Source organism: Photobacterium sp. AWH4_225, from assembly GCF_056158405.1.
This window is the reverse complement of record NZ_JBSWTF010000001.1, coordinates 1,227,411-1,252,703: the sequence shown is the minus strand read 5'-3', so window position 1 is coordinate 1,252,703 and position 25,293 is coordinate 1,227,411. Positions and strand designations below refer to the sequence as shown.

Genomic DNA, 25,293 nt, shown 5'->3' with positions numbered 1-25,293 from the left:
GAGGAAATACAATGTCGATGAAAACCAGCAGCACCCAATTCAAACAACGCATCGAAGTCCAGATGCAAGATACCTTCATGCGTGAATCCGTCGCCAATGCGCAAACCCGAATGTTCACCAACCGCCAAGTAGCCGCCGACAAATTGGGCAACTGGGAGCAATGGCGTGAAATGGGCATGGATATCCGCAACCATGTTCTGGAAAACCTGGATTACTACCTCCACCAGCTGAGCGAGAGTGTCAGCCGTAACGGCGGCAAGGTGTTCTTTGCCCAAACCGCCCAAGAGGCCACTGCCTATATCGAATCCATCATCCAGGATAAAAATGCCAAGAAAGTGGTTAAATCCAAATCCATGGTGACCGAAGAAATCAGCCTCAATGCGATGATTGAGCGCAACGGCTGCGATGTGGTCGAAACCGACCTTGGCGAGTATATCCTGCAAGTGGATGACTACGACGCCCCGTCGCATATCGTCGTGCCCGCACTGCACAAAAACCGCTACCAAATCCGCGATATATTCCGCGACAAAATTGGTTATCAAGGCAGTGAGGAGCCAGAAGCCCTCACCCGCTATGTCCGCGACTATATTCGCCATGACTTCCTGGAAGCCGATATTGGCATTACCGGCTGTAATTTTGCGGTTGCCGAATCAGGCACCGTAACACTGGTGACCAACGAGGGGAATGCCCGCCTAGCGACCAGCCTACCAAAGACCCATATTGCGGTCATGGGCATGGAGCGGATCGTCCCTACCTTCGAAGAGTTGGATATTGTGATCAGCCTGCTATGCCGCAGTGCGGTCGGCCTACCTCTGACCGGTTATGTCACGGCCTTGACCGGCCCAAGGGAAGAAAGTCACCTTGATGGCCCGGAAGAGTTCCATTTAGTCATCGTTGATAATGGTCGCTCTGATATCTTGGGATCGGAGTTCAAAGATATCCTGCGCTGTGTACGCTGTGCCGCCTGTGTCAACACCTGCCCGGCCTACCGCCATATCGGAGGCCAGTCGTACGGCTCAATTTATTCAGGGCCGATTGGCGCGGTACTGTCACCATTGCTTGGTGGTTATGAGGACTTCAAAGAGCTGCCGTATGCCTGCAGCCTATGCAAGGCTTGCCATGATGTCTGCCCAGTCAAAATCCCACTGTCAGATCTACTGCTCAAGCACCGGCAGAAAATGGCAGAACAAGGTATGACCCCGCTATCGGAGCGAATGAGTGTGGCCGCATTCAATATTATCAATGCCAAGCCATTGTTATGGGATAAAACCGTGAAAGTCGGAGCCACCTTGGCCAGCGGCCTGATCCGAAAAGGCAAGCTACCTCTGCAGGTAGGTGCGATCGGTGAGTGGACAGAAGCAAGAGATCTGCCTCAACCAGACGGTCAGTCATTCCGCAGCTGGTTTAAAAACAGACAATCTACCCCGGAGTCTTGAACATGAGCGATATCATCAACCGCGACCGCTTTCTCGATAACATCGCCGCCAAGCTGGGGCGGCCACGGCAAACAACGCCTGTCGAGCGCCCTTCACTACGCTATACCTGCCATCAGGACGTCATGGCAGGGAAGAGCAAAAATGAGCTCAAGCAAATTCTGATTGATTACACCCACAAGGCGCTGGGTGCCCAAGCACACGTCACTACAAAGGCCGAGTTAACGGAAACTCTGCGTCAAGTTTGTGCTGATTACTGTATGGATGAAACGGCTCCTAGCCACGCTAACACGCCATTAGCCGCGCCGAGCGAAACTTTGGTCTCTGCCGATCCGCGCTTGCTCGAGTTATTTGATCCCGAGCAACTCGATACTGACGAGCATATTGTCCATGTATGGAATACTCAGCTTGGCTACGGGCCGAATATTGAGATTGCCGAACGTGCCAAGGTAGGTATTGTCTACGCGGAGCAAGCGCTGGCTGAGTCCGGTACTATGGTGCTGTATAGCCAACCAGCACAAGGGCGTGCTATCAGCTTGTTGCCTGAAGCCTCGGTGTTTGTGTTACCCAAAAGTGCACTGGTTGCCCGCTTGACCCAAGCGACCGCTGAGCTGCACAAAAAAGCCGAGCAAGGCGAACGCCTACCGTCCTGTGTGAACTTTATCTCGGGGCCTAGCTCGACGGCTGATATCGAGCTTATAAAGGTGGTCGGAGTCCATGGCCCAGTCTATGCTACCTATGTCATTATTGATGACCTATAACAGACAGTTAAAGTAGGTATTCATGGCGCAGATTGACGATCTGGTACTTTTTGCCCAAGTTATCGAGCACGGCTCCTTCAGCAAGGTCGCCGAGCTCAACAACATCACCAAATCGGTAGTGAGCAAGCGGATCAGCAAACTTGAGCAAGAGTTAGGGGTACAGCTGATGTACCGGACCACCCGCAGGCTGACACTGACCGAGCCAGGCTCTATCCTCTACCAGCGGGCAAAAGAAGTCCGTCTGGTAGCGCAATCTGCCTTTGATTCGGTAACGGGCTACAGTGAGGCCTTGTCGGGGCATATTCGGATTTCGGTACCGACCATCTCCGGCGAGCTATTATTGTCCAAAGCCCTGTCTGACTTTTGCCAAAACCACCCCGGACTCACCATCGATATGTCGATGGACAACCAGTTTGTCGACTTGGTCGCGCAAAACTATGACTTGGTGATAAGAACAGGCTACCTTGAGGACTCCAGCCTCATCGCCCGCCATATCTTCAACTCAAGGTGGGTGATTTGTGCAACGCCTGGCTACCTTGAACAGTTCGGTATGCCGGAATCGCCAAAGGCACTCAAACACCATAACTGCTTAGGCTATACCCAGCAAAGTACCGGACCATTTGACTGGCTTTTCCTGCGCAATAGCGACGATACCTACACCATGAAAGTCAATGGTAACTTCTCCAGTGACAATGCCGCCGGCCTGCGCAAAGCAGCACTGGCTGGCAATGGCATCGCCTACCTGCCAACTTGCTTGGTCTATGACGATCTGCAAAGTGGCGATTTAGTGGAACTGTTGCCGGAGCATGCCGGCAAAGTGGTGGGGATCTATGCGGTCTACCCTTATACCAAGCAACCGCCCAAACGTATCCAAGCTTTGATTGAACACATTCGTGAACACTACATGACGATGAAAGAGCGGTTTTAGAACTGGTTTTAAGATCTATTTGTAAGGATTGGCTCTAAGCTGTTAACTCTAGGTTCCAGGATCTAGGATCTTGTTTCTAGGTTCTATTCCGACACATTTCAGCAGGGAATGATAACTGGACCATGATATGGCGCTTGAACAGTTCGTCATAGCCCTGCTCATCCAATGCTTTTTGCATACAGTGCAGCCAAGCTTCTTTCTCTGACACCCCAATAGCCAGATGACGATGAGCGCCGGGAAGATTCATCATTCCGAACTTCTCTTCATAGCGAGCAGGTCCACCAAGCCAACCAACAAGGAAGGTGGTTAGCTTATCAATAGACTCGCTGAGATCTGCATCATGCATTTCACGCACCTTCTTTGCCTGCGGCAAGGTATCCATATGACGGTAGAAGGACTCTACCAACGCTCGGACACCTTCTTCACCACCGGCGGCTTCAAAAGCAACTCCCGCTACCGTGTAATCCGGTGCGGTTCTTTCTTGTACTGTGTAATCATTGGGTCTGTAAGGCTTCATGTTTAACTACAACTGTCTGCTAACACTTTCAGATTTATCAATAGTCCAATTATACGGGAAATCTGCAGGCAGGCGCTGTGTTACATCTCAGAAACCAGTGTCAAAGTACACTGAGATAACCAAGCGGAAAAGCGTGATGACCAAGCAAAAAAAATAACCCGCCATGGACGACGGGTTATAACTTTTCATCCAGTCATGCTAGGCCATGGATAACAGCTAAATGGCTAAGGCCTTCAGGTTTCAATAATCGGCCCACCAAAGGCTGTCACCGGCGGTACCTCACCTTTGAACTTCTCGATATCAGCCACTACGGTGTTGGCACTGGTTGCTTGTGCTAACTCTGAAGAGCCGACATCCATGGTCAAGGTGTTAGGGTCGCCATAGGTATCAATTGCCCCCAGCCTCTCGCTGAGCGGACCATACCATGCCCCTTCATGGATCCGGATCACGCCCGGTGGGTAATCATCAGACACCACAGCCCCAGCTAATAGCTGTCCGCGGTCATTGAACACCCTAACCAAGTCGCCATCATTGATACCGCGAGCTTTGGCGTCTTCCGGGCTGATATAAACCGGCTCACGATCTTGAACCGCATAAGTGGCTCGGTATTCATCTGATTCACACATCTGTGAGTGTAAACGCTTGTCCGGGTGGCAGGACTGCAACCAGAGCGGAAACTTGTCTGAACCCGGCCCACCGTGCGAACGCTCGGCTTTTTCAAACCACATTGGATGGCCCTGACAATGCTCGTAGTTATAGCTGGCTATCTTGCGACTGTAGATCTCAATAAAGCCTGATGGAGTACCGAGTGGATTAATTTCAGGGTCTTCGCGGAAATCTGCATGGCGGACAAAGTTTTTGCCCTCGCCAAAGTCAACCCAACCAGCCTGCCCAACTTCCCAGAACTCATCGAATTCCGGCATTTCAAAATTGGCTTTGTTGGCCTCTCGGCACTCGTCATAGAGCGAGCGCACCCATTCCATCTCATCCATGCCACGGGTATATTCCTTGTTGCGACCGAAGCGGCGGCAGAAATCGGTAAAGATATCAAAGTCGGTACGCGACTGATAAAGCGGATCCACCAACTTGTGCATCGCTAATATACCTGTGCCCGAATAGGCGCCGTACAAGTCGATATCATTACGTTCGAACTGAGTACAGGCAGGCAGAACGATATCGGAGAAGCGGCATGTCGCTGTCCAGGCAAAATCAATCGTCACCACAGTTTGCAGTTTCTGAAAAGCAGTTTTCATCCGGTTACGGTCTTGATGGTGGTGCCATGGGTTACAACCGCTGACCACCAACATCTTGGTGTCCGGTAACACCACTTTCGATCCGTTGTAATTGATTTCTTTACCCGGCTCTAGAATTGCATCAATCCAGCGTGCAACCGGGATAGTCCGGCTGTAGCCTTTAAAGTCGCTATTATCCCACTTAGGTTTCTTGCCTTCATCGACATTACGCGGGAAACCACCAGGCCCTGCAGCCCCGGTTGGTGGGATCCCCACCCCGCTGTAGTGGTGAGAATAAGAGATACCGCCACCCGGCAGACCGATCTGTCCCAACATGGTCGCGATAACCGCCCCCATCCAGTACGGCTGCTCACCGTGCTGCTGGCGTTGTACCGCCCAGCCAAAGATTATCTGGGTACGATCTTTTGCCAGCAAGCGGGCGAACTCACGGATCTCATCGGCTTTCACACCACAGATAGGCTCGGCCCACTCAGGGGTTTTCTCTACTTTGTCTTTGCTTTCACCCAACACGTAAGGGATAAACTCATCAAAACCCAAGGCATAGGTTTCGATAAAGGCTTTATCGTAGAGCTCTTCTTTGTACAAGGTATGGGCAATCGCCAACATGAACGGCACATCCGTCTGCGGGTTCACATACAGCTGATCGCAACCCAAGTAGTTCTGGCTTTTCGACTTAACCGGATCGACCGAGATCACTTTGATCTCGCCCTTGGCTACCTTGTCCTTGAGCTGCTCGTAATACATGTAGGAATCATGGGTCTCACATTGCCAGCCAACCTGGGTATTCTTAACCGGATCGTTGGCCCATAGGATCACGGTTTTACTGTTTTCCAGAATATCCGGCCAAGACGTCCCTTGGGCATAGACCTCGGTCGAGCCCAGTACGTAAGGCATGATGGTCTGGCCGGCACCGGTTGAGTAATCCCCGACTTTGGTCATAAAGTTACCGTGCATCCCCACGGCACGTTGCATGTGGTTACCACAGCTGTGGAACTGGCCGGTTTGGCGCCAACCGGTCATCCCGGCGTGCAAGGCCCATGGGCCATAGTCTTTCTGGATTCGCTCCAGCTCGTTATAGAAGATATCCAGCGCTTCGTCCCAGGTTACCCGGATAAAACGGTTGTTACCGCGGGTGTCACCGCTGTATTTGTGCTTCTTAAGCCAGTCCAAGCGGATCATTGGATAACGGACGCGGGAAGGGTTATAGATAATCCCCTTGATCCCGTTGATCATGTCCGTCGGGTATTTATCCCGCTCCAACGGTTTGATCTCTACCACCTTACCGTTATAAATTTTGGCGCGGAATGCACCCCAGTGGGAGCCCGTGGTTTTCCAAATTCCATCTGCCGAATACGGTGATGACACCTCCTCGGCAGCACGGGCAACTGAGGTGAGTAGACTCGGACCAATAACACCAACCGCACTGGTGGTGACCAACCCTGATAAAAATTGACGTCGACTCAGAGACATGTTCTTACCTCGCTTCGCTTCTTTTAATGGCCGCCATCAGAAAAATCTGATGAATGTTTCTGTAGGTATTTCAGCACTAAGGCTTCACTGTCACGGTCGAGGTTGACGAACGCCAACATACCGTTGAACATACCCGGCCATGTATTTGCATCGAAGTGATTTTCTGCAGGCTGTGTATGACAAGTACTACAGTTGTTGTTATAGGCAGGTCTTGCCTCAGCCCAGATTTCCTCTACATCATCAAGCAAAGACTCTTTCGGCATCCAGAGTTTCACGGTCACCCGCTGCCAGCCCAAGCCTGTTAATTCATCTTCTTTCTCTTCGAATTTCTCCACTAAGGTGTCACTCAATGCCGCATCTTTACTCAGTGCTGCGGTAGGAATATTGAGGCCGAAGTCTTCGTTGATCACCCGACCAAAGCCTTTGGTTTTACGCCAGCCGGCAATTTCAACCTGCACTGCATTGTCTTTGACCTGCACCACTTTCACTTCAGAAGCCGGGTTGAGCTGGCCACCATCAATGGTAAGGGCTTCATCTTCGTACATAGGGAGGTAACGGACACTGAAGTAGCTTTCACCCTCTTTGAAAGAGGTATTGCCCGCCTTCTGTACCAACTGCTGAACCATGCCGCCAGAGAGTTCCATGTTGCCCGGCAGCTCATGGGCTATCCCTTTGTGGCAATCCATACAGCTCTGATCACGCTCAGCCGCTTGCTGCATTTGGGTACGGGCCAAATCTGACATCTCGTCCCACTTCATGCTGTCGTAGTTATGGCAGTTTTTACACTCCAACGAGCCATTGGCAGCAAAACGCTCCCACTCGTGGTTGGCAAGCTCTAGGCGTTTTTCCAGGAATTTTTCCCGAGTATTGATCGTTCCGAAAATTGCGCCGTATACCTCTTTACTGGCTTGCATTTTCCGAGCGATTTTATCGGTCCAATTATGGGGCACATGGCAGTCTGGGCAGGTTGCCCTGACACCGGAATGATTTGACCAGTGCACGGTTTCTTGAAGCTCTTCGTAAACATTGTCACGCATTTCATGGCAACCTATACAGAACTTCTCGGTATTGGTCATTTCAAGGGCGGTGTTAAAGCCCCCCCAGAAAATGATCCCGGCAATAAAACCGCCGAGTGTCAACACGCCCAAACTAATATGCACTGCTGGACGCCAAAACGTCGCCCACAGCTTTTTCAACGCGTTCATCATAGTGTTCTACCTATTTCTTTGCTGCTTTACTCTGGCGCTCATATCTCGGCAATCAAAATTACCCATGGCCAGGAGGCCCAAGGAAAAACACCTGCATCGCCCACACAATAAAGCCATAACCTCCTACGATGGCGACCGATAGAATGGGAAATAGGAAAATGGTGATAAACAAAAAAGAGCGCCATTCATACTTGGCTTTCTCTTGATCACTGACGGGTTCCGGGTTGCTCATTGCTTCTTTCCTTTTACCTATCTTGTTATTTTTCTCTCAAGCAAGGCAGTTGCCTAATCCTTAAGAGCTAATTTCTGTAAGTATAGTTAAGGATCGAATCTGGACTCAGAATTGCTAAGGAAATATCAGCCGGTAGAAGGGATTGGTAAGCGGCGTCTCAAAGGGCACAAAAAAAGGTGCCACATGGCACCTTTTTAATATTCTGTTCTATGTTAATCAGCGAATTACAATGCTGCGCTATAAATTGTCTGATTCTGCTGATATAACTTCAAACGCTGCTCAAAGTTGGCGTAACGCTGGCCGTTTGGCTCTTCTAGCTTACCAATTGCAGTTTCTTGGGCTTCAACTGCGCGGCGGAACTCACCACATGCAGCGTAAGCAGCGGCTAGGTTATCGTAGTCACCTGCATCACCGGTACCGTTACGGTTTAATACCTGCTTAGCTAATTTCAGCGCACGCTCACCGTCGCGCATACGCTCGTCAGAGCAAGTGGCATAAAGCCATACTAGGTTACGCTTTGATTCAAGTGAGCCACCGTTGGCTGCTTCATTAAACCACTTGATAGCGTTGCCGCAGTCAACTGAACCCGTCGCACCTGACGCATAATACATGCCCAGCTCAACCATGGCAGGAACATCACCTTCTTTGGCTGCTTCAGTATACCAGTGAACAGCTTGCTGGTGATCACGTGGCAGCACCTCACCCTTTTTGAACAAGTCGCCAATCAAGGTTTTTACTTCTGGCATATCGACAGCCGCTTTTTCCAGCCAATACATGCCTTTCAGCGGGTCGGCTTTGAGGCCATTGCTACCTTCAAGGTAGGCACGTCCCAAAAACAGCTGCATATTTTTATCACCTTGCTCAGCTTCAAGCTCAACATAGTTAAGGGTTGATAGCAGGTGGTGCTCAGGAGAAGTGGTTACAGAAGCATTGGCGGTTGTTGCACCGAAAGCAACAAGGCCGAAAATGGCACCAAATACAACTTTTTTCAGGGTCATCTTAGCTGGCATATCTCGGTCTCTTTCAAAGCGTTTGCGGTTTCTGGGTAGGAAATTTAAAGAAGTACCGGTCAAAAAACAACCACAAAAGATAAGACACTAGAGACCAACAATAGCGACATTTGGGGTTAATATGATTGCTGTCAGCAACTTAACGCTCACAAAAAAATGTAGTATAAAATCAAAAATGAGAGATAGATCCGATTTATATAAACTAAAAGATACGGATATTTGCTGAATAAAAGCTTGATAGCAGAAGAATATATCGAGGCAGGTAAATCGCCCCGCATAAACAAAAACAGCCAGAGCAATCTGGCTGTTTTCGGTTTTACCTTTAACTTTAAACAGTTAGCACTTTACAAGTTACGGTAGGTCTTTTCACCCGCGCTGATGTACTGGCCTTGGTGGTACGAGGTATCACCATCTAGGTCGATATCCAGATCAATCTCATTTGGTAGATCCAACAGTGCATCACACACCAACACCACATCGTATTCGCCTTCCGGCACATACTGCATCTCATAAGTGTTGTCGTCAGCGACTTGAGCTGTCTTGACTGGCGGATAATCTGAGCCTAAATCACCGTATTCAGGGGAATCTGCTTCATAGAGATACACATAGGCATCTTTCGCTGAAGTGCTACATGCCGATACGTCAATATCACCGAACAATGTACCAGCAGTGATGTTGTCTACCACCTTGAAACCTTCACTCTTCAACTGGTACGCCTGCTCAACCAGTTGGATCATACTCTTGAGATCAAACGTCATAGTAAAGGTTGTCGGTACATCAATGTTGATATCCAGACCATCAAACTTCAGGTCATCAACAATATCCATCTTCATCTTGTCAACTGGATTACCGACATAGGAATAAGGGGTATCCAAGAAGTCACCGTAGCTCCCCTGCAGAATAGAGAGTGCCATGCCGGTATACTCACCAACGGGCAGCAACTGCTCGGAAATCAAGTTCACCAAATCTACCCCAGTGACATCATACAAGTCGATTACAATAAACTTTGGATAGCCATCGTTATCTACCGGAATATCCGAATCTGCTGGGATACATTGTGTCGAGTTGACCCCATAAGGGTCAGTCATAGATTTTGTTGTCCATTCAATGATAGTACCTGCAAGATCTGTTACTTGTACTGCATCAATGGCAACACATGCTTGTAGGTCATCTGCCCCCTTAGGTACCTCGTTAGGTGGCATAGAAACATCCACCGATACTGGCACTGAATCGTCTTGGTTTGCTGCTGCATCATTATTCGCTATTGAAGAAGCCCCATCGGAATCACTACACCCGGCCACAATGAGCGTGGCGAGCACTGGTAATATTATTTTTTTCATGTCATCACCCCTACGACAAATAAAAACTGGCCTGTACCAAACCAACATGCTGGCCGCTTAGTGTTTGGCTATGTATTTTTGTGTCATGCCTGAACAAAACTGAGCAGCTAGCAAAGCTCGGTTTTGTTCAGGCTGACAAGTGGCCGAATCTGACAGTTAAAATTTTAGGCGGATATGGAAGGGCAAAAAATTTATCGTTAGGGTAATTAAGTAATGAGAAAAAGTTCTTATCTTCAAGACGAAAAAAGCCGGTCATACGACCGGCTTTACTATATCGAAATCAGCTAAGATGCGGTTACACCGGATCCAGCTCCAGCATGGTTTGGATATTGGCAGGCGCTTTTGCCTCCTGACCAAAGCCACGCAGACCAACCACATGCACGTGCTCGCGATCTTTGAAGATCTTACGCACCAGCTTATAGGTGGTTCCTTTCTCAGGGCTGATATTCTCCGGTGCTGCAATAAGAAGCTGCATATCCAAGCGGTCACAAAGCTCAAACAGCGTTGCAATCGACTTACCATCCAGTCGCGCGGCCTCATCGAGGAACAACAGACGACATGGGATGATATCTTTACCACGCAGACGACGGGATTCTTCTTCCCAGCTTTGTACAACCATCAGCAGAATTGCCTGACCAGTACCAATCGCCTCACCGGTAGACAGCGCTCCAGATTCAGCCTGTAGCCAACCGTCTGTACCACGGTTAACCTCAATACTCAGCTCAAGGTAGTTACGGTAGTCCAGCAACTCTTCACCCATCACCTGCGGTGAACGCTGACCAACATCAATATGCGGGTTCAGGCGCTGGAACAACTTAGCAATCGCTTCAGAGAATGACAGGCGGTGGTTACCGAACAAGTCCTGATGCTGATCTTGCTGATCAGCCAAACCTTCCAACAGCTGCTCGTGGGTTTCGCGCACTTTCACATTCAGACGCACACCTTTTACCTGGCCAAATCCGATATTCTGCAGGCCTTGGTTTAACATGCGGATACGGTTCTGTTCACGCTGGATGGTCTTGCGAATAATGTTCGCTACCGAGTCAGAGCTAAGCGCCAAACGCTGTTCACGGGCGGTAAGCTCTTCACTCAGACGAGCCAGCTCCACTTCCATCTCTTCGATCGCTTCAACTGGATCATCGGTACGGATGATATCGTGACGGATACGCTCACGCAGGTGCTGGTAAACCGCAATGTAGAATAGAACCTTGCGCTCTGGGCGAGAGACATCTTCCGAGGCACGCAGTGCATCACGCAGGCTCTCATTATCTGCAACTGCTAAGCGCAGCGCACCCAAAGATTTATCCGATAGCGAACGTAGTTCATCAGCCGACATATAAGCCATTTCGCGGCGGTGCAAGCGACGTTCAACATCACTCTCACGCGCAAGGCGCAGTACTGCACACCAGCCTGCTTTGGCTGTCACCACAAGCTTGCGGATCTCTTGGTATTCTTTGCCTACTTTACGCAGGCGTTTCACCAAGCCTTTCATTTCCAGCTCGACAGAAGTAATGCCTTTCTCTAGCTGGCTGCGGCGAGTACGCGACGTGTGCAAACGCTCATTCAGCTCATCACGGCGCAGACGGGCACGCTCTTCGGCTTCCAAATCGGCACGAACACCCAGCTCCTGAAGCTCACGCTCGAACTCCTGAACCGTTTCCAGTTTCGCCTGGTGCGAACTCTTCAGCGACGCCAACAATTGGTTGTACTGGTTCGCCTGCGAACGCGTCTGTTTCAGTGCATCACGACAGCGGTTACGCTCACGCTCAGCCGAGGCCAGCTTGGCTTTCAACTGCTCGTTCAGCTCAGAGCTCTTGTTGAGCATGTCGATGGAATCAGCATAGCCAAAGTGGTGACGACGCTCGGCCAAATCAGCCACCGCGAAGATCTTCGCTTTCAGGGTCTGAAGCTGTTTGTCAGCATCATCGTAGCTGATCTGCAAGGCATCAAACTGCTGCGGGTCAGCATCGAGAGCCGTAACCAGCGATTCAAGCTCAGTAATCGCTTTGCCGTGGCGGTTAAGGTACTGACGAGCTTCATCCAACTGCGACAGCTGCTGTTGCACTTCATCAAAGCGTGCTTGCAGGGTGTCATCTTCCAGCAGGTTAACCAATGGGTTAATTTTACCCAGTAGGCCAAGCGCTTCGCGAGCTGCTGTCAACTGGCTTCGTTGCTGTTGCTCCTGTGCTTGCGACTCAGAAAGCTGGCGGCTTACCTGATTGCGCTTGTCACGGGCAACTTTTAGCGCCGCTTCCGGATCGTCGCTAAAGGCAACAGCCATATGAGTTGCAACAAAGCTATTGAAGCTCTGGTACAAGCGTTGAAGTTTCTGCGAATCGAAAGACGCCATGGCGTGATCTTCAACCAGCTGCTCACGCTCTTCACGCAAGTGCTCTAGGCGCTGTTCGCGCGCTGCTCGGCCAAACAGTGGTACTTTCGGGAAACGAGAGTAGCGTAGTTGGCGATCGTTAAGATGAACGCATACTGCATCTTCCAGCTCATCTACATCAAAACCGCTGTCGTCGAATGAATCAGCATCACCTTCGATGATGTATAGGTCATCCGGACAGTCATCCAGCGCAACGAGTTTTTCTTTGATGCCTTTTAGATCCGGTACCACGATAGCGTGACGTGCCGGGCCATACATCGCACTGAAGTAAGGCGCATCGGCTAGGGTGATGTCATCGTAGATTTCAGATAGCAGACTACCGCCCAAGGTATCAGCCAGTGCGCGTAGGCGTGAATCGTCACTACCGCCCGGTTGAGCCAGACGTTCGATATCCAAATCAATCTGTTGCTTGCGGGCTGCCAGTTTGTCACGGGTCGCAGACGCTTCACGCTCTTTGTCCAGTGTCAGCTGCATCGCTTCCATCACCGCCTGGCTATCATAAAGCTCGCGCTCTGATTGCTCAGACAGCTTTTCCAATGCATCAGAGGCGGCAATCCACGCCGGTGCAGCTGCTTCCAGCGTTGAAATCTGACTAGTTAGCTGCTGCTCCTGTCGGCGCATGTCATTGCGCTGCTCGACCAAGATCTCCTGCTGTTGTTCCAGCTCTTCCAACGTCGCTTCGTGGCGCGCCTGCTCTTCAGCCAGTGCCAGTTCACCGTCAAGCTCAACCACAAAGCGCTTAGCATAGGTTTCAGCCAGCTCAATGGCTTGGCGCTGATTACGCACTGCACGCTCAAGGTCACGGTACTGGGCTTTGAGCTGATCGCTACGCTCAGTAATCGCGCCTAGCTGGCGAGCTTTAGCAATCAACTCACGGGCTTTGCTGCCGGCTTCTGCACGCTCGATTGAGCCCGCAATAGTAGTGACAATCTGCAGGCCTTTCTCAAACTGCTGCGCCGCTGCCGACGACATATCCAGTTTGTGCTTAAGGGCCAACAATGCCGTTGTCTGGGTGTCCTGATCTTGCTTCAGCTGGGCAAGGTAAGGCACAGCCTGATCGGCCAGCATCTGGTGCTCACCGGTAATATCACGCGCTTTTTCCAGTGCCTGTACCGCTTGCTGGTATTGCAGGGCACGGGTCTGCTGCATATCCAGCGCCTGCTGGTAATCTGCCAGCTGAGTTTTCAGGCTATCGACTTCTTCTTCGGTCAACAGTGCCTGCTCTTCAGCCATTGCAAGTTGCTCGGCAGCTTCTTCAACTACCATCACCTGCTCTTCCAGACGTTCTGTCAGCTCTTCCAGATCTTCACGGTAACGTTCGATCTTCTCCTGCTGACGTACTGCTGTTTGTACCAGCTGAAGATGGTCAGAAGCCGCTTGGTGATCCTGCTCCAGCGCACCTTCGCGCTCGGTCAGTTCATCCAGTTCCGCTGTCATGTTGGTCAGAGAAGTCTGCTGATCATCCAAGCTCTTGCGAGAGCCCATCAGCTCACCACGCAAGCCCAGCGTTTTTTCCAGCTTCTGACGACGCTCATTGGCATGGCGCATGTAGTCTGCCGCCACGTAGTTGGTCGCTTCGGTGATCAAATGTTTGAAAAGATCACGATCGTTTTGAGTCAGCTTGATCGCTTCCAGCGTCATGCGGTTTTCACGCAATGCCGCTTCCATGTCCTGGAATGCTTTCTTCACACCGCTGTTGTGCGGCAACAGGTAGTCACGCAGCGAGCGGGTAATCGCACTAGAAATACCACCGTAAAGCGAGGCTTCAATCAGACGGTAGAATTTAGAGCGATCGGTACTGTTACGCAGTTTCTTCGGTAGCACACCGAACTCGAACATCTGGACATGGTAGTCCGTCACCGAGTTGAAGGCTTTGAACATTACGCCTTCATATTCGCTGCTGACCAGCTCTTTGACTTCGTTGATTTGACGTACACGCGCCTGGTTATCAGACAGTGTCTCAACCAAGATTTCGGTCGGTTTAATGTGTGATGGCAAGCCCTGGATAATAAAAGGCTTGATATCCACCTTCTTATCACGACCAGCAACCTGCTGCAGTTTCACCGCAAAAATGATGCGCTGATTCTTCGAGTTCACCACATCCAGTGCCGAGTAACAGGTACCCGGTTTCAGCTTACCGTGCAGACCCTTGTCTCGAGAGGCATTGGAGCTACCCGCTTCAGTGGTGTTACGGAAATGAAGCAGGCTCTGATCCGGAATAAGGGATGTGATAAATGCCGCCATAGTGGTCGACTTACCGGCACCATTACCGCCAGAAAGCGTGGTTACCAGGTTATCGATATCAAATGTGCGGGCAAAGAAGCCATTCCAGTTGACCATGGTCAACGATTGATACTTACCGCGTTCCATTAGGCTTCACCCTCCAAACCGGCTGTGTCTAGTTCTTGTTCTTGTGTTCCATCAGCTTGCAGCAAGCTTGACTGGCTTGGCTCCTGCTGATGCACCACGACCGCTTCACCGTCACGGATCAGACGCATCTGCGCTTCACGCACATCATCGCCGACACGAACATCTGCACCAAAGCGGAACACCGCTTCACTGATACGGAACTTACCGTTTTCGCCAATTGGAATGATCATGCCAAGGCGGCGCAGACGGCGCAGCGAGGTCTTGGTCTTGTCGAACAGTTTTTCGCGGTCAAGATCAGAGCCTGTCGCACGGTGAGTCACCAGCTTCATGAGCTTCTTCTCATCGGCTAGCTGCATCAATTCGTCAAACAACTCTTGGTTGGTGAAAATCCCTTCGTGGGCCAAACGCTCCGGGCTAAGGTAAAGGAAACACAGTACCTTACCCACCAGCATATCAAGCTCGGTCAACACCGAACGGCTGATCAACGAGGTTGAGCGCGGACGCAGGTAGAAAAAACCTTCCGGTGCACGAACCAGTTCTGCGTTATAGCGCTTGTAAAACATTGCCAGATCCTGCTCGAACTCAATCAGCAGGGCATGGTTGTCCAAATCTTCGCTGGAAATATGGCGACCAGAGCGAAGGGCGTTATCAAGTGCCGGGAAAAGCGGGTTGGCAATCGCCTTGGCCAGCTTTTCAGGCATAAATTCTTCAATATTTGTCAATGACATTTGCTTGTACCTTGGCTCCGTAGTCATTAATAGCTTCCCAATCAGGCTGGATGGCATTGAAGTCCGACTCGGAGTAACCCAGTCGAACAGCCTGATCAATCACCAGACGCGCCATGTCGAAATGCTGCGCATGTGGATGCTGAGCCAAATAATCTTTAAGAAGCAAACTCAAGTTAATTGCAGCGCCGGTTTCTTTGAGGGCCTGCAACATCGCGGCAATTTGTTCTGCCAGTTGGTCATTGACCAGATCCAGCTCTTCAAATTCCATTTCTTCCGGTACGATACCGGTCACTTCGTCATCACGCAGGACCAAAGCCTCATCACGCATATCGAGCAAGCGCTCGGCATCGGCGTAAGTCAACATCCAAGGCGCGTCGAAGTAGTCTTTCACCGACTGGCGCAAGCGCTGGCTGAAAGCACGGTTCTTGTCCATGTCGATGGCAGTACGGATGAACTTATGGACATGACGGTCATAGCCAATCCACAAATCTATCGCCTGCTGTCCCCAGTTGATGATGCGGTCCAACTTGGCTTGCAAGTTAAATACCATGGCATCAACAAACTCCAAATCCGGGTTACCCTGAATCTCTTCCTGGATAATCAACAGCTGGGTTTGTAACTGGTCACCTGCCGCCTGCAAGGTGTCCTGCAGCTCACGGAGGGTACTGGAGGTCTCGTTCAGCAGGGTTTCACAGCTACTGATCGCTGCTCGCCAATCCTGGTTCAGCAGTTCGGCAATATCTTGCTTCACCTGTTGCTGCTGCTCGTCCATGGTGCGCTGGTTGAGATCGATACGGTCAAAGATCTCGGCCACTGAGTATTTCAGTACCGCATGGACATTCTGGCGCCAGTGTTTTTCGTCGCCGCCTTCCTGCGCAGCCGTAGCAGCCTTGTTAATCTCATCGGCAACCATGGCAAGCTGAATAGAAAGTTTCAGCGTTGAATACTCGCGGTGGCGGGCATAATAATCGGTGATCCCAAGTGCCAATGGGCTCAGACGGTAAATACTGGCACCGTCAGTGACCTCACTGGTAAAGCGGGAAATCAGGCGTTGGCGAACCAACTCATTAATGGCGTTGTTGGCACGGAAGGCCACGGTTTCCGGTGTCTGTTCGAACATATCACTAACAATGCGGAATGCATCGATCAGTTCACCTTCCCCTAATTCTTCATCAAAACGATCGCCGCTCAACACAGCAATCGCCAACAGAAACGCCAGCCGCTCGGTTGGTAGGTTAAGCTCAAACTCATGTTGCTTAACCCAATTGACCAACTCGGGAACGGTCTGGGTTACTTCACTCATCCGTTGTCCTTATTGCTTTTGTATTTATCAGTCTCTGAGCCAGATAACGGCTTTTGCGCATATACATGTATGTATCGCCCCAAAGACAAATAAGGTTCCTGACGACAAAGTTTTTGCTCCATCGCCAGTACCTGTTCAAAACTGTAATCCCCGACCATGGTTGTCTGCATATAGTCGTGGAATGTACGTACTCCGGTTTTACCCAGAATGTTAAAACCTGCGCTTTCAAGCCAGCTATAGACCTCGTCAGGCTTGATCCCGTGCAGAGGTTGAAGCTTGAAGCGCTTTCTATGCGGCATCCCCTCTTCGATATGGGTCAGGTTGCCACAAATCAAGTTCTTAAACAGCAGGCCATTATAGTTGTAGAACATAACGGAAATAACACCGCCCGGTCTAACTTGCTCCAGAAGGTATTCCAAAGCCGCCTGCGGATCCGCCAGCCATTCCATCACAGCATGAAACAATACCAGATCAACCTGGTTGTCCAGATGCTCCCCGATCTCCTGTACCGGGCTGTGAACCAAACGATACTGCTCAAGCAAGCCGTTTTTAGCAATATCTTGCTCAGCAAGCTTCAGCATTTCGCTAGAAAGATCACATAAAGTAACGTGATGCCCTAGCTCTGCCACCTTCTGCGACAGTTGGCCAACACCCCCACCCGCATCCAATAGATGCAGTGGTTTATCGCTCTTCAATAGGGCTAAAATTTGCTCAAGATCTTCCCAAACAACCGTTTGGCGGATCTGGCCTTTACCAGTTCCGTAAATATTTTTTGCAAATTTTTGCGCTAAGTCGTCAAAATTTCGATCTTCGATCACGTCAGCTTTACGTTATGATAGCGGTTCTAAAAATGTGGCTTATTTTCTCACAAGCGATAAAGGAATAAAGGCTTGTGGTGCTTTTTCGAGCTCAACTGCTGATTTTTCGGACTACATTGCATGTTTGAACTAAAAAAAATTGTCTCTGCTTTTCTTATGCCCCTGCCAGCCATGCTCATGCTTGGCTTGTTTGGCCTACTACTGCTCTGGTTTACCCGCCGTAAGGGACTGGCAAGCTTTTTCATTGGTTTTGCCTTCTTGGGGATCTTCCTAGTGTCGTTCCAGCCGGTTGCTACTAGTCTGTTGCGCCCGTTGGAAAAAGCCTACCCACCCTATGTGCCATCCGGTCAGACGGTAGAGTATGTCATGGTACTGGGAAGCGGCCATGTGATTGATCATGCGATGCCAATTACCTCGCAACTTTCACGTACGTCTCTAATGCGCTTGAACGAAGGTATGCGCATCCACCGGCTATTCCCTGGCTCCAAGCTAATTCTGTCAGGCTATGGCGGTGGGACCAATATCAGCCAGGCAAGGATGATGGCCAAGGTCGCCCTGGCTCTGGGGGTCAACAAAAACGATATCTTGCTGCTTGAAACCGCCAAAGATACTTGGGAGGAAGCCTTCCAGGCTGCGTCTGTCGTAGGCGATGACAAACTCGTTATTGTGACATCTGCCAGCCACATGAAAAGGGCGATGGGAGAGTTCCATAAAGTCGGCTTAACCCCAGCCGCGGCCCCAACCAACTTCCTTGCCAGCAATAAAATCGAACAGCCATGGGAGCGCTATCGCCCGCAAGCCAAATACCTCGAGCAAACCGAGCGATACTGGCACGAAACTTTGGGGCGTTGGTGGCAAGAATTACGCACCATGGCGGGTGACGAAGATACCGCAGTTCAGTAACGCCCTTCCTTCTATCTGTCCGCCGGTTTTCTCCCTGCCGGCGGATTACTCCAAGTACATCATCCCCTCGTTATAAGCACTACTTTCCTTTTAAAGAATAATCGACCACCACCTCAATAGTCTTAAGACTAACTGGCTATTTCTCCCCTTGAGTTACCGCTTGATGCTTAACGTTTAAGCTAAATAACATTTCGATCTATTAAATACCGATAGTTCATATCCAAAAGTATCGAAATCATTTCATGTTTTGCGAGTCGCATCATACTATTGCGCCAATTAGTGATTGATAATTTTGCAGAACGGAATTGCAAATAAACGACAACAGTAGGATTAGGTTCGATGCTTCAGATACTCAACTTGGCGGTTTTCGCCATCATTATTGCCCTGTTGGTTAAACAACAAAAATCAGAACAAACGCTGTCCAAGCGGGTATTTACCGCCCTGGGCCTTGGTGTGCTTTTCGGTGGTGCGCTTCAGCTTATTTACGGTGGCGGTAGCGACGTTATCGCTGGCACGCTGGACTACGTCAATATTGTTGGTGCGGGTTATGTAAGCCTGTTGAAGATGATCATCATGCCGTTGATCACTGTGTCGATTATTGGTGCGATTATCAAGGTTAAAGATTCTGGCTCACTGGGTAAAATCTCTGGCCTGAGTATCGGTATCCTGCTGGCAACAACAGCCGCTTCCGCTCTTATCGGTATCCTGATCAGCAGCATGTTCGGCCTGAGTGCTGAAGGTATTGTCCAGGGTGCACGCGAGATCGCCCGTGGTGAGATGCTGGAAACCCGCCTGACCTCGGTAGAAGCGATGTCTTTTGCTGACATGATTATCTCTTTCTTCCCTGCAAACCCATTTGCCGATTTGGCCGGTAGCCGTCCAACATCAACCATTGCCGTGGTGATTTTCTCCGCTTTTGTAGGTGTCGCAGGCCTTACGATGATCCGTACCCAGCCTGAGCTAGGCGCGAGCTTCGAAAGGTTTATGAATGTTGCGCAGGAAGTTGTACGTACACTTGTTCGTATGGTTCTGAGCCTGACGCCTTACGGTGTGCTTGCACTGATGACCAAAGTGGTGGCAGGTTCGAACTACGACGATATTCTCAGCCTGATTAACTTCGTGGTTGCATCATACGTGGGCCTTGGTTTGATCCTTGTCATGCACTTGGTGCTGGTCACTTTCGTTGGCGTGAACCCAATCCGCTACCTGAAGAAGATCCTGCCGGTGCTGACTTTCGCGTTCACCTCACGCTCAAGTGCAGGTACTATCCCGCTAAACGTTGAAACTCAGGTGAAGAAACTGGGTAACGGCGATGCTGTCTCAAACTTCTCAGCATCATTCGGTGCCACCATGGGCCAAAACGGTTGTGCAGGTCTATACCCAGCAATGCTAGCTGTTATGATTGCCCCAACAGTGGGTATTAACCCTCTTGATCCGGGCTTCATGCTTACCCTGATTGCGATTGTTACTATCAGCTCGTTCGGTATCGCCGGTGTCGGTGGTGGTGCAACCTTCGCCGCTCTCATTGTGCTTTCTGCGCTGGATATGCCTGTTGCGCTAGCTGGCCTACTGATCTCTATCGAGCCATTGATTGATATGGGCCGTACCGCAGTAAACGTCAGCGGCGCGATGACAGCCGGTACCATTACTTCTCGCGTACTGGACCAAGCGGACAACAGCCTGTTCGAATCTGACGACGATATCGAAGAGCAAACCGCGAAAGCGTAAGAACTAGGAACTAATAAATGCCACCCTCTTTATGATGGGTGGCATTTTTGTATGTGAAATCAACTGCCCACTGCATAAATCAGCCTTATAACTAAAATACTCAGTGAAATTTCAGCCTCGATAGGTAGAATACGCCACTTGCCATACAATATGGCATTAGCAGTTTTTCACTTACCTTTATCGAACACTGAGTTTCAATGCGTAATCCTGTTAACCAAGCCATCGTTTTACTTGTTGCTGCCAACTTGCTCGCCTCCTTCTCGGACGTTTCTCTGAAAATCCTCAACGGTGAAGTGCCCACTTTCCAGTATGTCTTCATCCGCCAACTGCTCAGTGTGGTTATGCTGCTACCGTTTTGGCTAAAACTTCCAGTGGCAAAGCGCCAGCAAGGGTGCTGCAAAATCGCCTTCTGGCGTGCCCAATTAATCTTGATGGGTAGCGCCTGCGCCATGGTGGCGATCACCTTCTTACCGCTAGCAACCGCCAATGCCATGTTCTATGTTGGGCCTTTGCTGATGCTGCCACTATCCGCCTTCCTACTAAAAGAAACGCCACCTCGCTCCAAGGTTATTGCGACCAGTATTGGCTTTGCGGGTGTGTTAGTCGTATTACGTCCAGAGCATTTTCACTGGGCAGCAATTGTCGGTCTCGGTAGTGCCTTGGCAATGGGACTGGGAAATATCTTGATCCGAAAACTACCCAAAGATCAGCACCTGATATCAACGCTGTTCTGGACCGGCGTTATGACCCTGCCGCTATCGCTGCTGCTAGCACTGCCGCAATGGGCCTATATTGAATGGCGGCATGTTGGTTGGATAATGGCAATCAATCTCTTTGTATTGGGTTACCACGCCTTGGTGGTCATCGGTTACAAGAAGGCTGCTGCGGGGCAAATAGCCTTGGCAGAATATTCGGGACTGGTATTCGTCACTGCATTCGGGGTGATGTGGTTTGATGAGATCCCGGATCTACTGACTGTGCTGGGCATTTTACTGATTGTGGTGCCAATGATGCCAATCAACTGGAAGCGCTTGTTCAACAGCAAAGCCAGCGCAGCATTTAACGAGTCTTAATCCTTAAAACCCTACAAAAAAACGGGAGGCAAATGCCTCCCGTTTATCGATTCAATTAGCTTCCAGCCTTCAGGGTTAACCGACGAGCTGGCGCACTTTTTCCAGATCTTCCGGTGTATCAACTCCAGCAGGCGGCGCATCAATCGCCACTTCAACGTGGATTTTCTCGCCGTACCACAGCACACGAAGCTGCTCTAGCGCTTCGATTTTCTCCAGCGTGCTTGGCTCCCAGTTAATGTAGGTATTAATGAAGCCGGCACGATAGGCATAGATGCCGATATGGCGCATCAGGTTCTGATGGATTTCCTGCGGACGTTTGGCGAAGTTATCGCGATCCCACGGAATAGAAGCACGACTGAAGTAGAGGGCGTAGCCGTCTTTGTCGGTCACCACTTTCACCGCATTCGGGTTGAACACCTCATCGGCATGGTCGATTTCAACCGCCAATGTCGCCATTGGCGCATTGCTGCCTGCTAGGTTAGTTGCAACTTGGCGGATAATACTTTCAGGGATCAGCGGCTCATCACCCTGGACGTTCACTACGATTTGATCATCTGCCAACTGGTATTTCTCGACCACTTCCGCCAGACGCTCGGTCCCCGACTCATGATCACTACGAGTCATGCAGACTTCACCACCAAACGCTTTTACAGCATCAGCGATACGCTGGTCATCAGTGGCAACAATCACCTGATCGGCACCGGCTTTGCTCGCCTGCTCATAAACCCATTGGATCATTGGCTTGCCAGCGATATCAGCCAATGGCTTACCCGGTAGGCGCGAAGACTGGTAACGGGCCGGAATAATCACGGTAAAAGACATTATTTCACCTCTTCAGAGCTCAGAGTACGTGCCTCAGGCTCAAGCAATACTGGGATACCGTCTTTAATAGGGTATGCCAGGCGATCAAATTTGCAGATCAGTTCATTTTTGTCTTTGTCGAAGTTCAATTTGCCCTTACATACTGGGCACGCAACGATTTCAAGCAGACGATGATCCATATTCTTCCTTTACCTTAATGATCCGGTTAATCAAGCTATCAGCCTGCTCGGAAGGCATCTCGGCATCTACCGGTAAATACCACCAATTAGGCTGGGCGAAAGTGTGGCATTTCACCGCATCTTTCTCTGTCATGACTAAGTGCTGCCCTAGCCCGGACAGCTGTTGTAATTCTTGCTCGGCGAACGCCTGGTGATCGGCAAATGGCTGACACTTTACCGGGGTGATACCGAGCTGCTTCAGTGTATTAAAAAATCGGGGCGGATGGCCAATGCCAGCCATAGCGACTACTTCACCCTGCAACCGAGCGGCTTCACATCGCTCACCTGTCGTAAGGTTGATAAAGTCAGAAGGCACCAATTGCATCGGGATTTCATCCCCTTGGGCTTTGCCACCATTGCAAATGAGAAAGTCCACTTCTTGCAAACGTTCACACCCTTCACGCAACGGCCCCATAGGAATAAGCTGCTGATTACCAAAGCGACGCTGACCGTCAATCACCACAATTTCAATATCCCTTGCCAGCGCATAGTGCTGTAGGCCATCGTCAGTGATGATGACATCGACTTCGGACTCAATTAGCTGAACCGCTTCTGCGCGCTTGGGAGACACCGCCACAGGCACGCCCGTACGGCGGTAGATCAGAACTGGCTCGTCACCCGCCTCGGCGGTGGTACTCAGCCCATCAACCAAATATGGGTAATGGGGTGCTTTGGCGCCATAGCCACGAGAGACGACTCCCGGCTTGAGCCCTGCTGCCTTAAGTTGCTCCACCAACCAAACCACAACGGGTGTTTTACCATTGCCACCCGCCGTAATATTACCGACGACAACCACAGGTACCGACGGACGGTAAGGTGTTTTCTGACCGGACTGGTACTGCTGGCGACGGCGTCGACTAACCGCGCCAAACACCTTACTCAACGGCCATAGTAAAGGTTTGAGCACCATCCCTGCCGGGTGGCCCTCAAACCAGATCTTTTCAATAACCGAAGCCATTATTCACCAAACTGGATACGGTGCAACTGGGCGTATGCGCCATCTTGTGCCAACAGTTCAGCATGAACGCCGCGCTCAATGATTTCACCATCATCAACCACCAGGATTTGGTCGGCATTTTCGATGGTTGACAGACGGTGAGCAATCACCAGAACCGTACGGTCTTTCTGCAACTCATCCAGCGCTGACTGGATTGCTCGCTCAGATTCGGTATCCAGCGCCGAGGTTGCCTCATCAAGGATCAAGACTGGGGCATTGCGCAGCAGGGCACGGGCGATAGCTAGACGCTGGCGTTGTCCACCAGACAAGCTAACACCATTCTCACCAATCACGGTATCCAGCCCATTGTCCATGTCTTTGATAAAGTCCATGGCATAGGCAAGCTCTGCTGCTTTTTCGATATCTGCCCGGCTGTAGGCGTCACCGCTGGCATAAGCGATATTGTTGGCAATGGTATCGTTGAATAGATGAACATTCTGGGAAACCACCGCAACCTGCTCGCGCAAGTTAGCCAACTTATAGTCACAAATATCGTGACCATCAATGATAATACTTCCCGAGTCAATGTCGTAAAAGCGGGTCAGCAAGTTGGCAATGGTACTCTTGCCTGAGCCAGAACGCCCTACCAAGGCTAACGTTTTTCCTGCTGGCAGCTCAAAGTTGACATTCTTCAATGCCGGCGTGTCTTTGGTCGGATAGGTGAAAGTAACATCCTTAACTTGAATATCACCATTCACACGTTTAGCTTCAAACTGACCGTGGTCTTTCTCGGTTTCCATTTCCATCAGGCTAAACAGTGTCTGGCAGGCTGCCATACCGCGCTGGAACTGAGATGTCACGTTTGTCAGGGACTTAAGTGGACGCATCAAGCCAAACATAGAACCAAAAATAAGCGCAAACGTACCCGGGGTCAGCGACTCACGCAGTGATTCGGTATTTGCCAAGATCAGCACCACAACCAGTGCTAGAGAGGCAATCACCTGAATAACCGGGTTTGCAATCGCCTGGGCAGAGACCAACTTCATTGTCTGACGGCGCATGCGGTTGCTTACCTGTTCAAAACGTTCCTGCTCGACCTGCTGACCACCATAGCTCAACACCACTTTGTGGCCTTTCAGCATTTGTTCGGCAGATGACGTCACCGAGCCCATCGCATCTTGCATATTTTTGGAAATACTACGGAAACGCTTGGAAACGACCCGGATGCTAATCGCAACCACAGGGGCAATCACCAACAAAATAGCAGAAAGCTGCCAGCTGTTGTAGAACATGATAATCATCAGAGCGATGATCGTTGCACCTTCACGAACTAGGTTCACCAACGCGCTACTGGTTGCCGATGCAACCTGCTCAGAGTCATAGGTAATACGGGACAGTAATTTACCGGAGGATTCTTTATCAAAAAAGCCAACTGGCATTTTCATAAAGTGATTGAACATTTGACGGCGTAGGGTCATTACGACATTGCCGGAAACCCAGGCTAGACAGTAAGTGGAAACAAAGCCACTCGCGCCACGAAGCACCATCAAACTAAACAAATAGATTGGCATCATAGCCAAGAAATTCGACTCAATACCGTCTATGCCACCGAAGCTTTCATCCATCAGCGGCTTGATCATCGAGAGCATCAATGCATCACTTGCGGCGTTGATAATCAATGCAACAACAGCGGCTGCCATACCGGCTTTATATAGGCTGATTGAAGGCCACAGTCGCTTAAACGTCTCCCAAGTGGTTTGATCGTTCGAAGTAGTCATGGAAACCATTTTTTCTTAAAGACAATTTTCCCATTCTACTCGCATAAATGCTGGAGACCAAATAAGTTCATTGA

At 50.3% G+C, this 25,293-nt stretch carries 20 protein-coding genes; 6 read left to right on the top strand and 14 right to left on the bottom strand.

Translation table 11 applies throughout. From position 1 onward, the window contains the following. The first annotated feature begins 11 nt into the window (after positions 1-11). Genes ACXAD4_RS06125 through ACXAD4_RS06115 form a run of 3 tightly spaced genes read left to right on the top strand, consistent with a single transcriptional unit; the run spans position 12 to position 3,122 of the window. Entirely contained in the window at positions 12-1,436 is a 1,425-nt protein-coding gene (locus ACXAD4_RS06125) for a LutB/LldF family L-lactate oxidation iron-sulfur protein (protein WP_475239625.1), read from the top strand. Between the two features lie 2 nt (positions 1,437-1,438). Further along, complete coding sequence (locus ACXAD4_RS06120; RefSeq protein ID WP_475239622.1) at positions 1,439-2,194, top strand: LutC/YkgG family protein; 756 nt, start codon at positions 1,439-1,441, stop codon at positions 2,192-2,194. A gap of 22 nt (positions 2,195-2,216) precedes the next feature. Beyond that, positions 2,217-3,122: a LysR family transcriptional regulator gene (locus ACXAD4_RS06115; RefSeq protein ID WP_475239620.1), complete on the top strand. Its 906-nt coding sequence runs from the start codon at positions 2,217-2,219 to the stop codon at positions 3,120-3,122. A gap of 76 nt (positions 3,123-3,198) precedes the next feature. On the opposite strand, the gene ACXAD4_RS06110 is transcribed toward ACXAD4_RS06115, so the two are convergent. The 10 genes from ACXAD4_RS06110 to cmoM all read right to left on the bottom strand — a co-directional run bounded on the left by ACXAD4_RS06110 (position 3,199) and on the right by cmoM (position 17,760). Then, entirely contained in the window at positions 3,199-3,639 is a 441-nt protein-coding gene (locus ACXAD4_RS06110; RefSeq protein WP_475239617.1) for a group II truncated hemoglobin, read from the bottom strand. A 233-nt stretch (positions 3,640-3,872) separates the two neighbouring features. Next, complete coding sequence (gene torA, locus ACXAD4_RS06105) at positions 3,873-6,362, bottom strand: trimethylamine-N-oxide reductase TorA (RefSeq protein WP_475239615.1); 2,490 nt, start codon at positions 6,360-6,362, stop codon at positions 3,873-3,875. 23 nt (positions 6,363-6,385) lie between these two features. Further along, positions 6,386-7,570: a pentaheme c-type cytochrome TorC gene (torC, locus tag ACXAD4_RS06100; protein ID WP_475239612.1), complete on the bottom strand. Its 1,185-nt coding sequence runs from the start codon at positions 7,568-7,570 to the stop codon at positions 6,386-6,388. Between the two features lie 58 nt (positions 7,571-7,628). Further along, complete coding sequence (gene torE, locus ACXAD4_RS06095) at positions 7,629-7,802, bottom strand: trimethylamine N-oxide reductase system protein TorE (RefSeq protein ID WP_475239610.1); 174 nt, start codon at positions 7,800-7,802, stop codon at positions 7,629-7,631. A 224-nt stretch (positions 7,803-8,026) separates the two neighbouring features. Continuing rightward, positions 8,027-8,812: a tetratricopeptide repeat protein gene (locus tag ACXAD4_RS06090; protein ID WP_475239608.1), complete on the bottom strand. Its 786-nt coding sequence runs from the start codon at positions 8,810-8,812 to the stop codon at positions 8,027-8,029. A 344-nt stretch (positions 8,813-9,156) separates the two neighbouring features. Next, positions 9,157-10,152 (bottom strand): membrane lipoprotein lipid attachment site-containing protein, encoded by a 996-nt coding sequence (locus tag ACXAD4_RS06085; RefSeq protein ID WP_475239605.1) that lies wholly within the window; start codon positions 10,150-10,152, stop codon positions 9,157-9,159. Between the two features lie 295 nt (positions 10,153-10,447). Further along, the gene (gene mukB, locus ACXAD4_RS06080; RefSeq protein WP_475239603.1) at positions 10,448-14,911 is read right to left on the bottom strand and encodes a chromosome partition protein MukB; all 4,464 of its coding nucleotides are present in this window, start codon (positions 14,909-14,911) and stop codon (positions 10,448-10,450) included. Beyond that, complete coding sequence (gene mukE, locus ACXAD4_RS06075) at positions 14,911-15,639, bottom strand: chromosome partition protein MukE (RefSeq protein WP_475239600.1); 729 nt, start codon at positions 15,637-15,639, stop codon at positions 14,911-14,913. Before mukE ends, mukB begins: the two co-directional genes overlap by 1 nt. Next, the gene (gene mukF, locus ACXAD4_RS06070; RefSeq protein WP_475239599.1) at positions 15,620-16,942 is read right to left on the bottom strand and encodes a chromosome partition protein MukF; all 1,323 of its coding nucleotides are present in this window, start codon (positions 16,940-16,942) and stop codon (positions 15,620-15,622) included. The genes mukE and mukF overlap by 20 nt, the downstream gene beginning before the upstream one ends. Beyond that, entirely contained in the window at positions 16,939-17,760 is an 822-nt protein-coding gene (gene cmoM / locus ACXAD4_RS06065; protein ID WP_475239597.1) for a tRNA uridine 5-oxyacetic acid(34) methyltransferase CmoM, read from the bottom strand. The genes mukF and cmoM overlap by 4 nt, the downstream gene beginning before the upstream one ends. 120 nt (positions 17,761-17,880) lie before the next feature. Here cmoM and elyC point away from each other — a divergent pair, with 120 nt between their 5' ends. The 3 genes from elyC (at position 17,881) to ACXAD4_RS06050 (ending at position 21,464) form a co-directional block, all read left to right on the top strand. Continuing rightward, positions 17,881-18,663 (top strand): envelope biogenesis factor ElyC, encoded by a 783-nt coding sequence (elyC, locus tag ACXAD4_RS06060; protein ID WP_475239594.1) that lies wholly within the window; start codon positions 17,881-17,883, stop codon positions 18,661-18,663. 339 nt (positions 18,664-19,002) lie between these two features. Further along, positions 19,003-20,391: an L-cystine transporter gene (locus tag ACXAD4_RS06055; protein ID WP_475239592.1), complete on the top strand. Its 1,389-nt coding sequence runs from the start codon at positions 19,003-19,005 to the stop codon at positions 20,389-20,391. Between the two features lie 197 nt (positions 20,392-20,588). Next, positions 20,589-21,464 (top strand): DMT family transporter, encoded by an 876-nt coding sequence (locus ACXAD4_RS06050; RefSeq protein ID WP_475239590.1) that lies wholly within the window; start codon positions 20,589-20,591, stop codon positions 21,462-21,464. Between the two features lie 75 nt (positions 21,465-21,539). Here ACXAD4_RS06050 and kdsB read toward each other — a convergent pair whose 3' ends face one another. From kdsB to msbA, 4 genes are read right to left on the bottom strand one after another with little or no spacing between them, the layout of a single operon-like run. Then, positions 21,540-22,286, bottom strand: a complete 747-nt coding sequence (kdsB, locus tag ACXAD4_RS06045; RefSeq protein ID WP_475239589.1) for a 3-deoxy-manno-octulosonate cytidylyltransferase — start codon at positions 22,284-22,286, stop codon at positions 21,540-21,542. After that, complete coding sequence (locus tag ACXAD4_RS06040; RefSeq protein ID WP_039468742.1) at positions 22,286-22,465, bottom strand: Trm112 family protein; 180 nt, start codon at positions 22,463-22,465, stop codon at positions 22,286-22,288. The genes kdsB and ACXAD4_RS06040 overlap by 1 nt, the downstream gene beginning before the upstream one ends. Next, entirely contained in the window at positions 22,446-23,462 is a 1,017-nt protein-coding gene (gene lpxK, locus ACXAD4_RS06035) for a tetraacyldisaccharide 4'-kinase (RefSeq protein WP_475239586.1), read from the bottom strand. The genes ACXAD4_RS06040 and lpxK overlap by 20 nt, the downstream gene beginning before the upstream one ends. Next, complete coding sequence (msbA, locus tag ACXAD4_RS06030; RefSeq protein ID WP_475239584.1) at positions 23,462-25,219, bottom strand: lipid A ABC transporter ATP-binding protein/permease MsbA; 1,758 nt, start codon at positions 25,217-25,219, stop codon at positions 23,462-23,464. Before msbA ends, lpxK begins: the two co-directional genes overlap by 1 nt. Between the last annotated feature and the right edge of the window lie 74 nt (positions 25,220-25,293).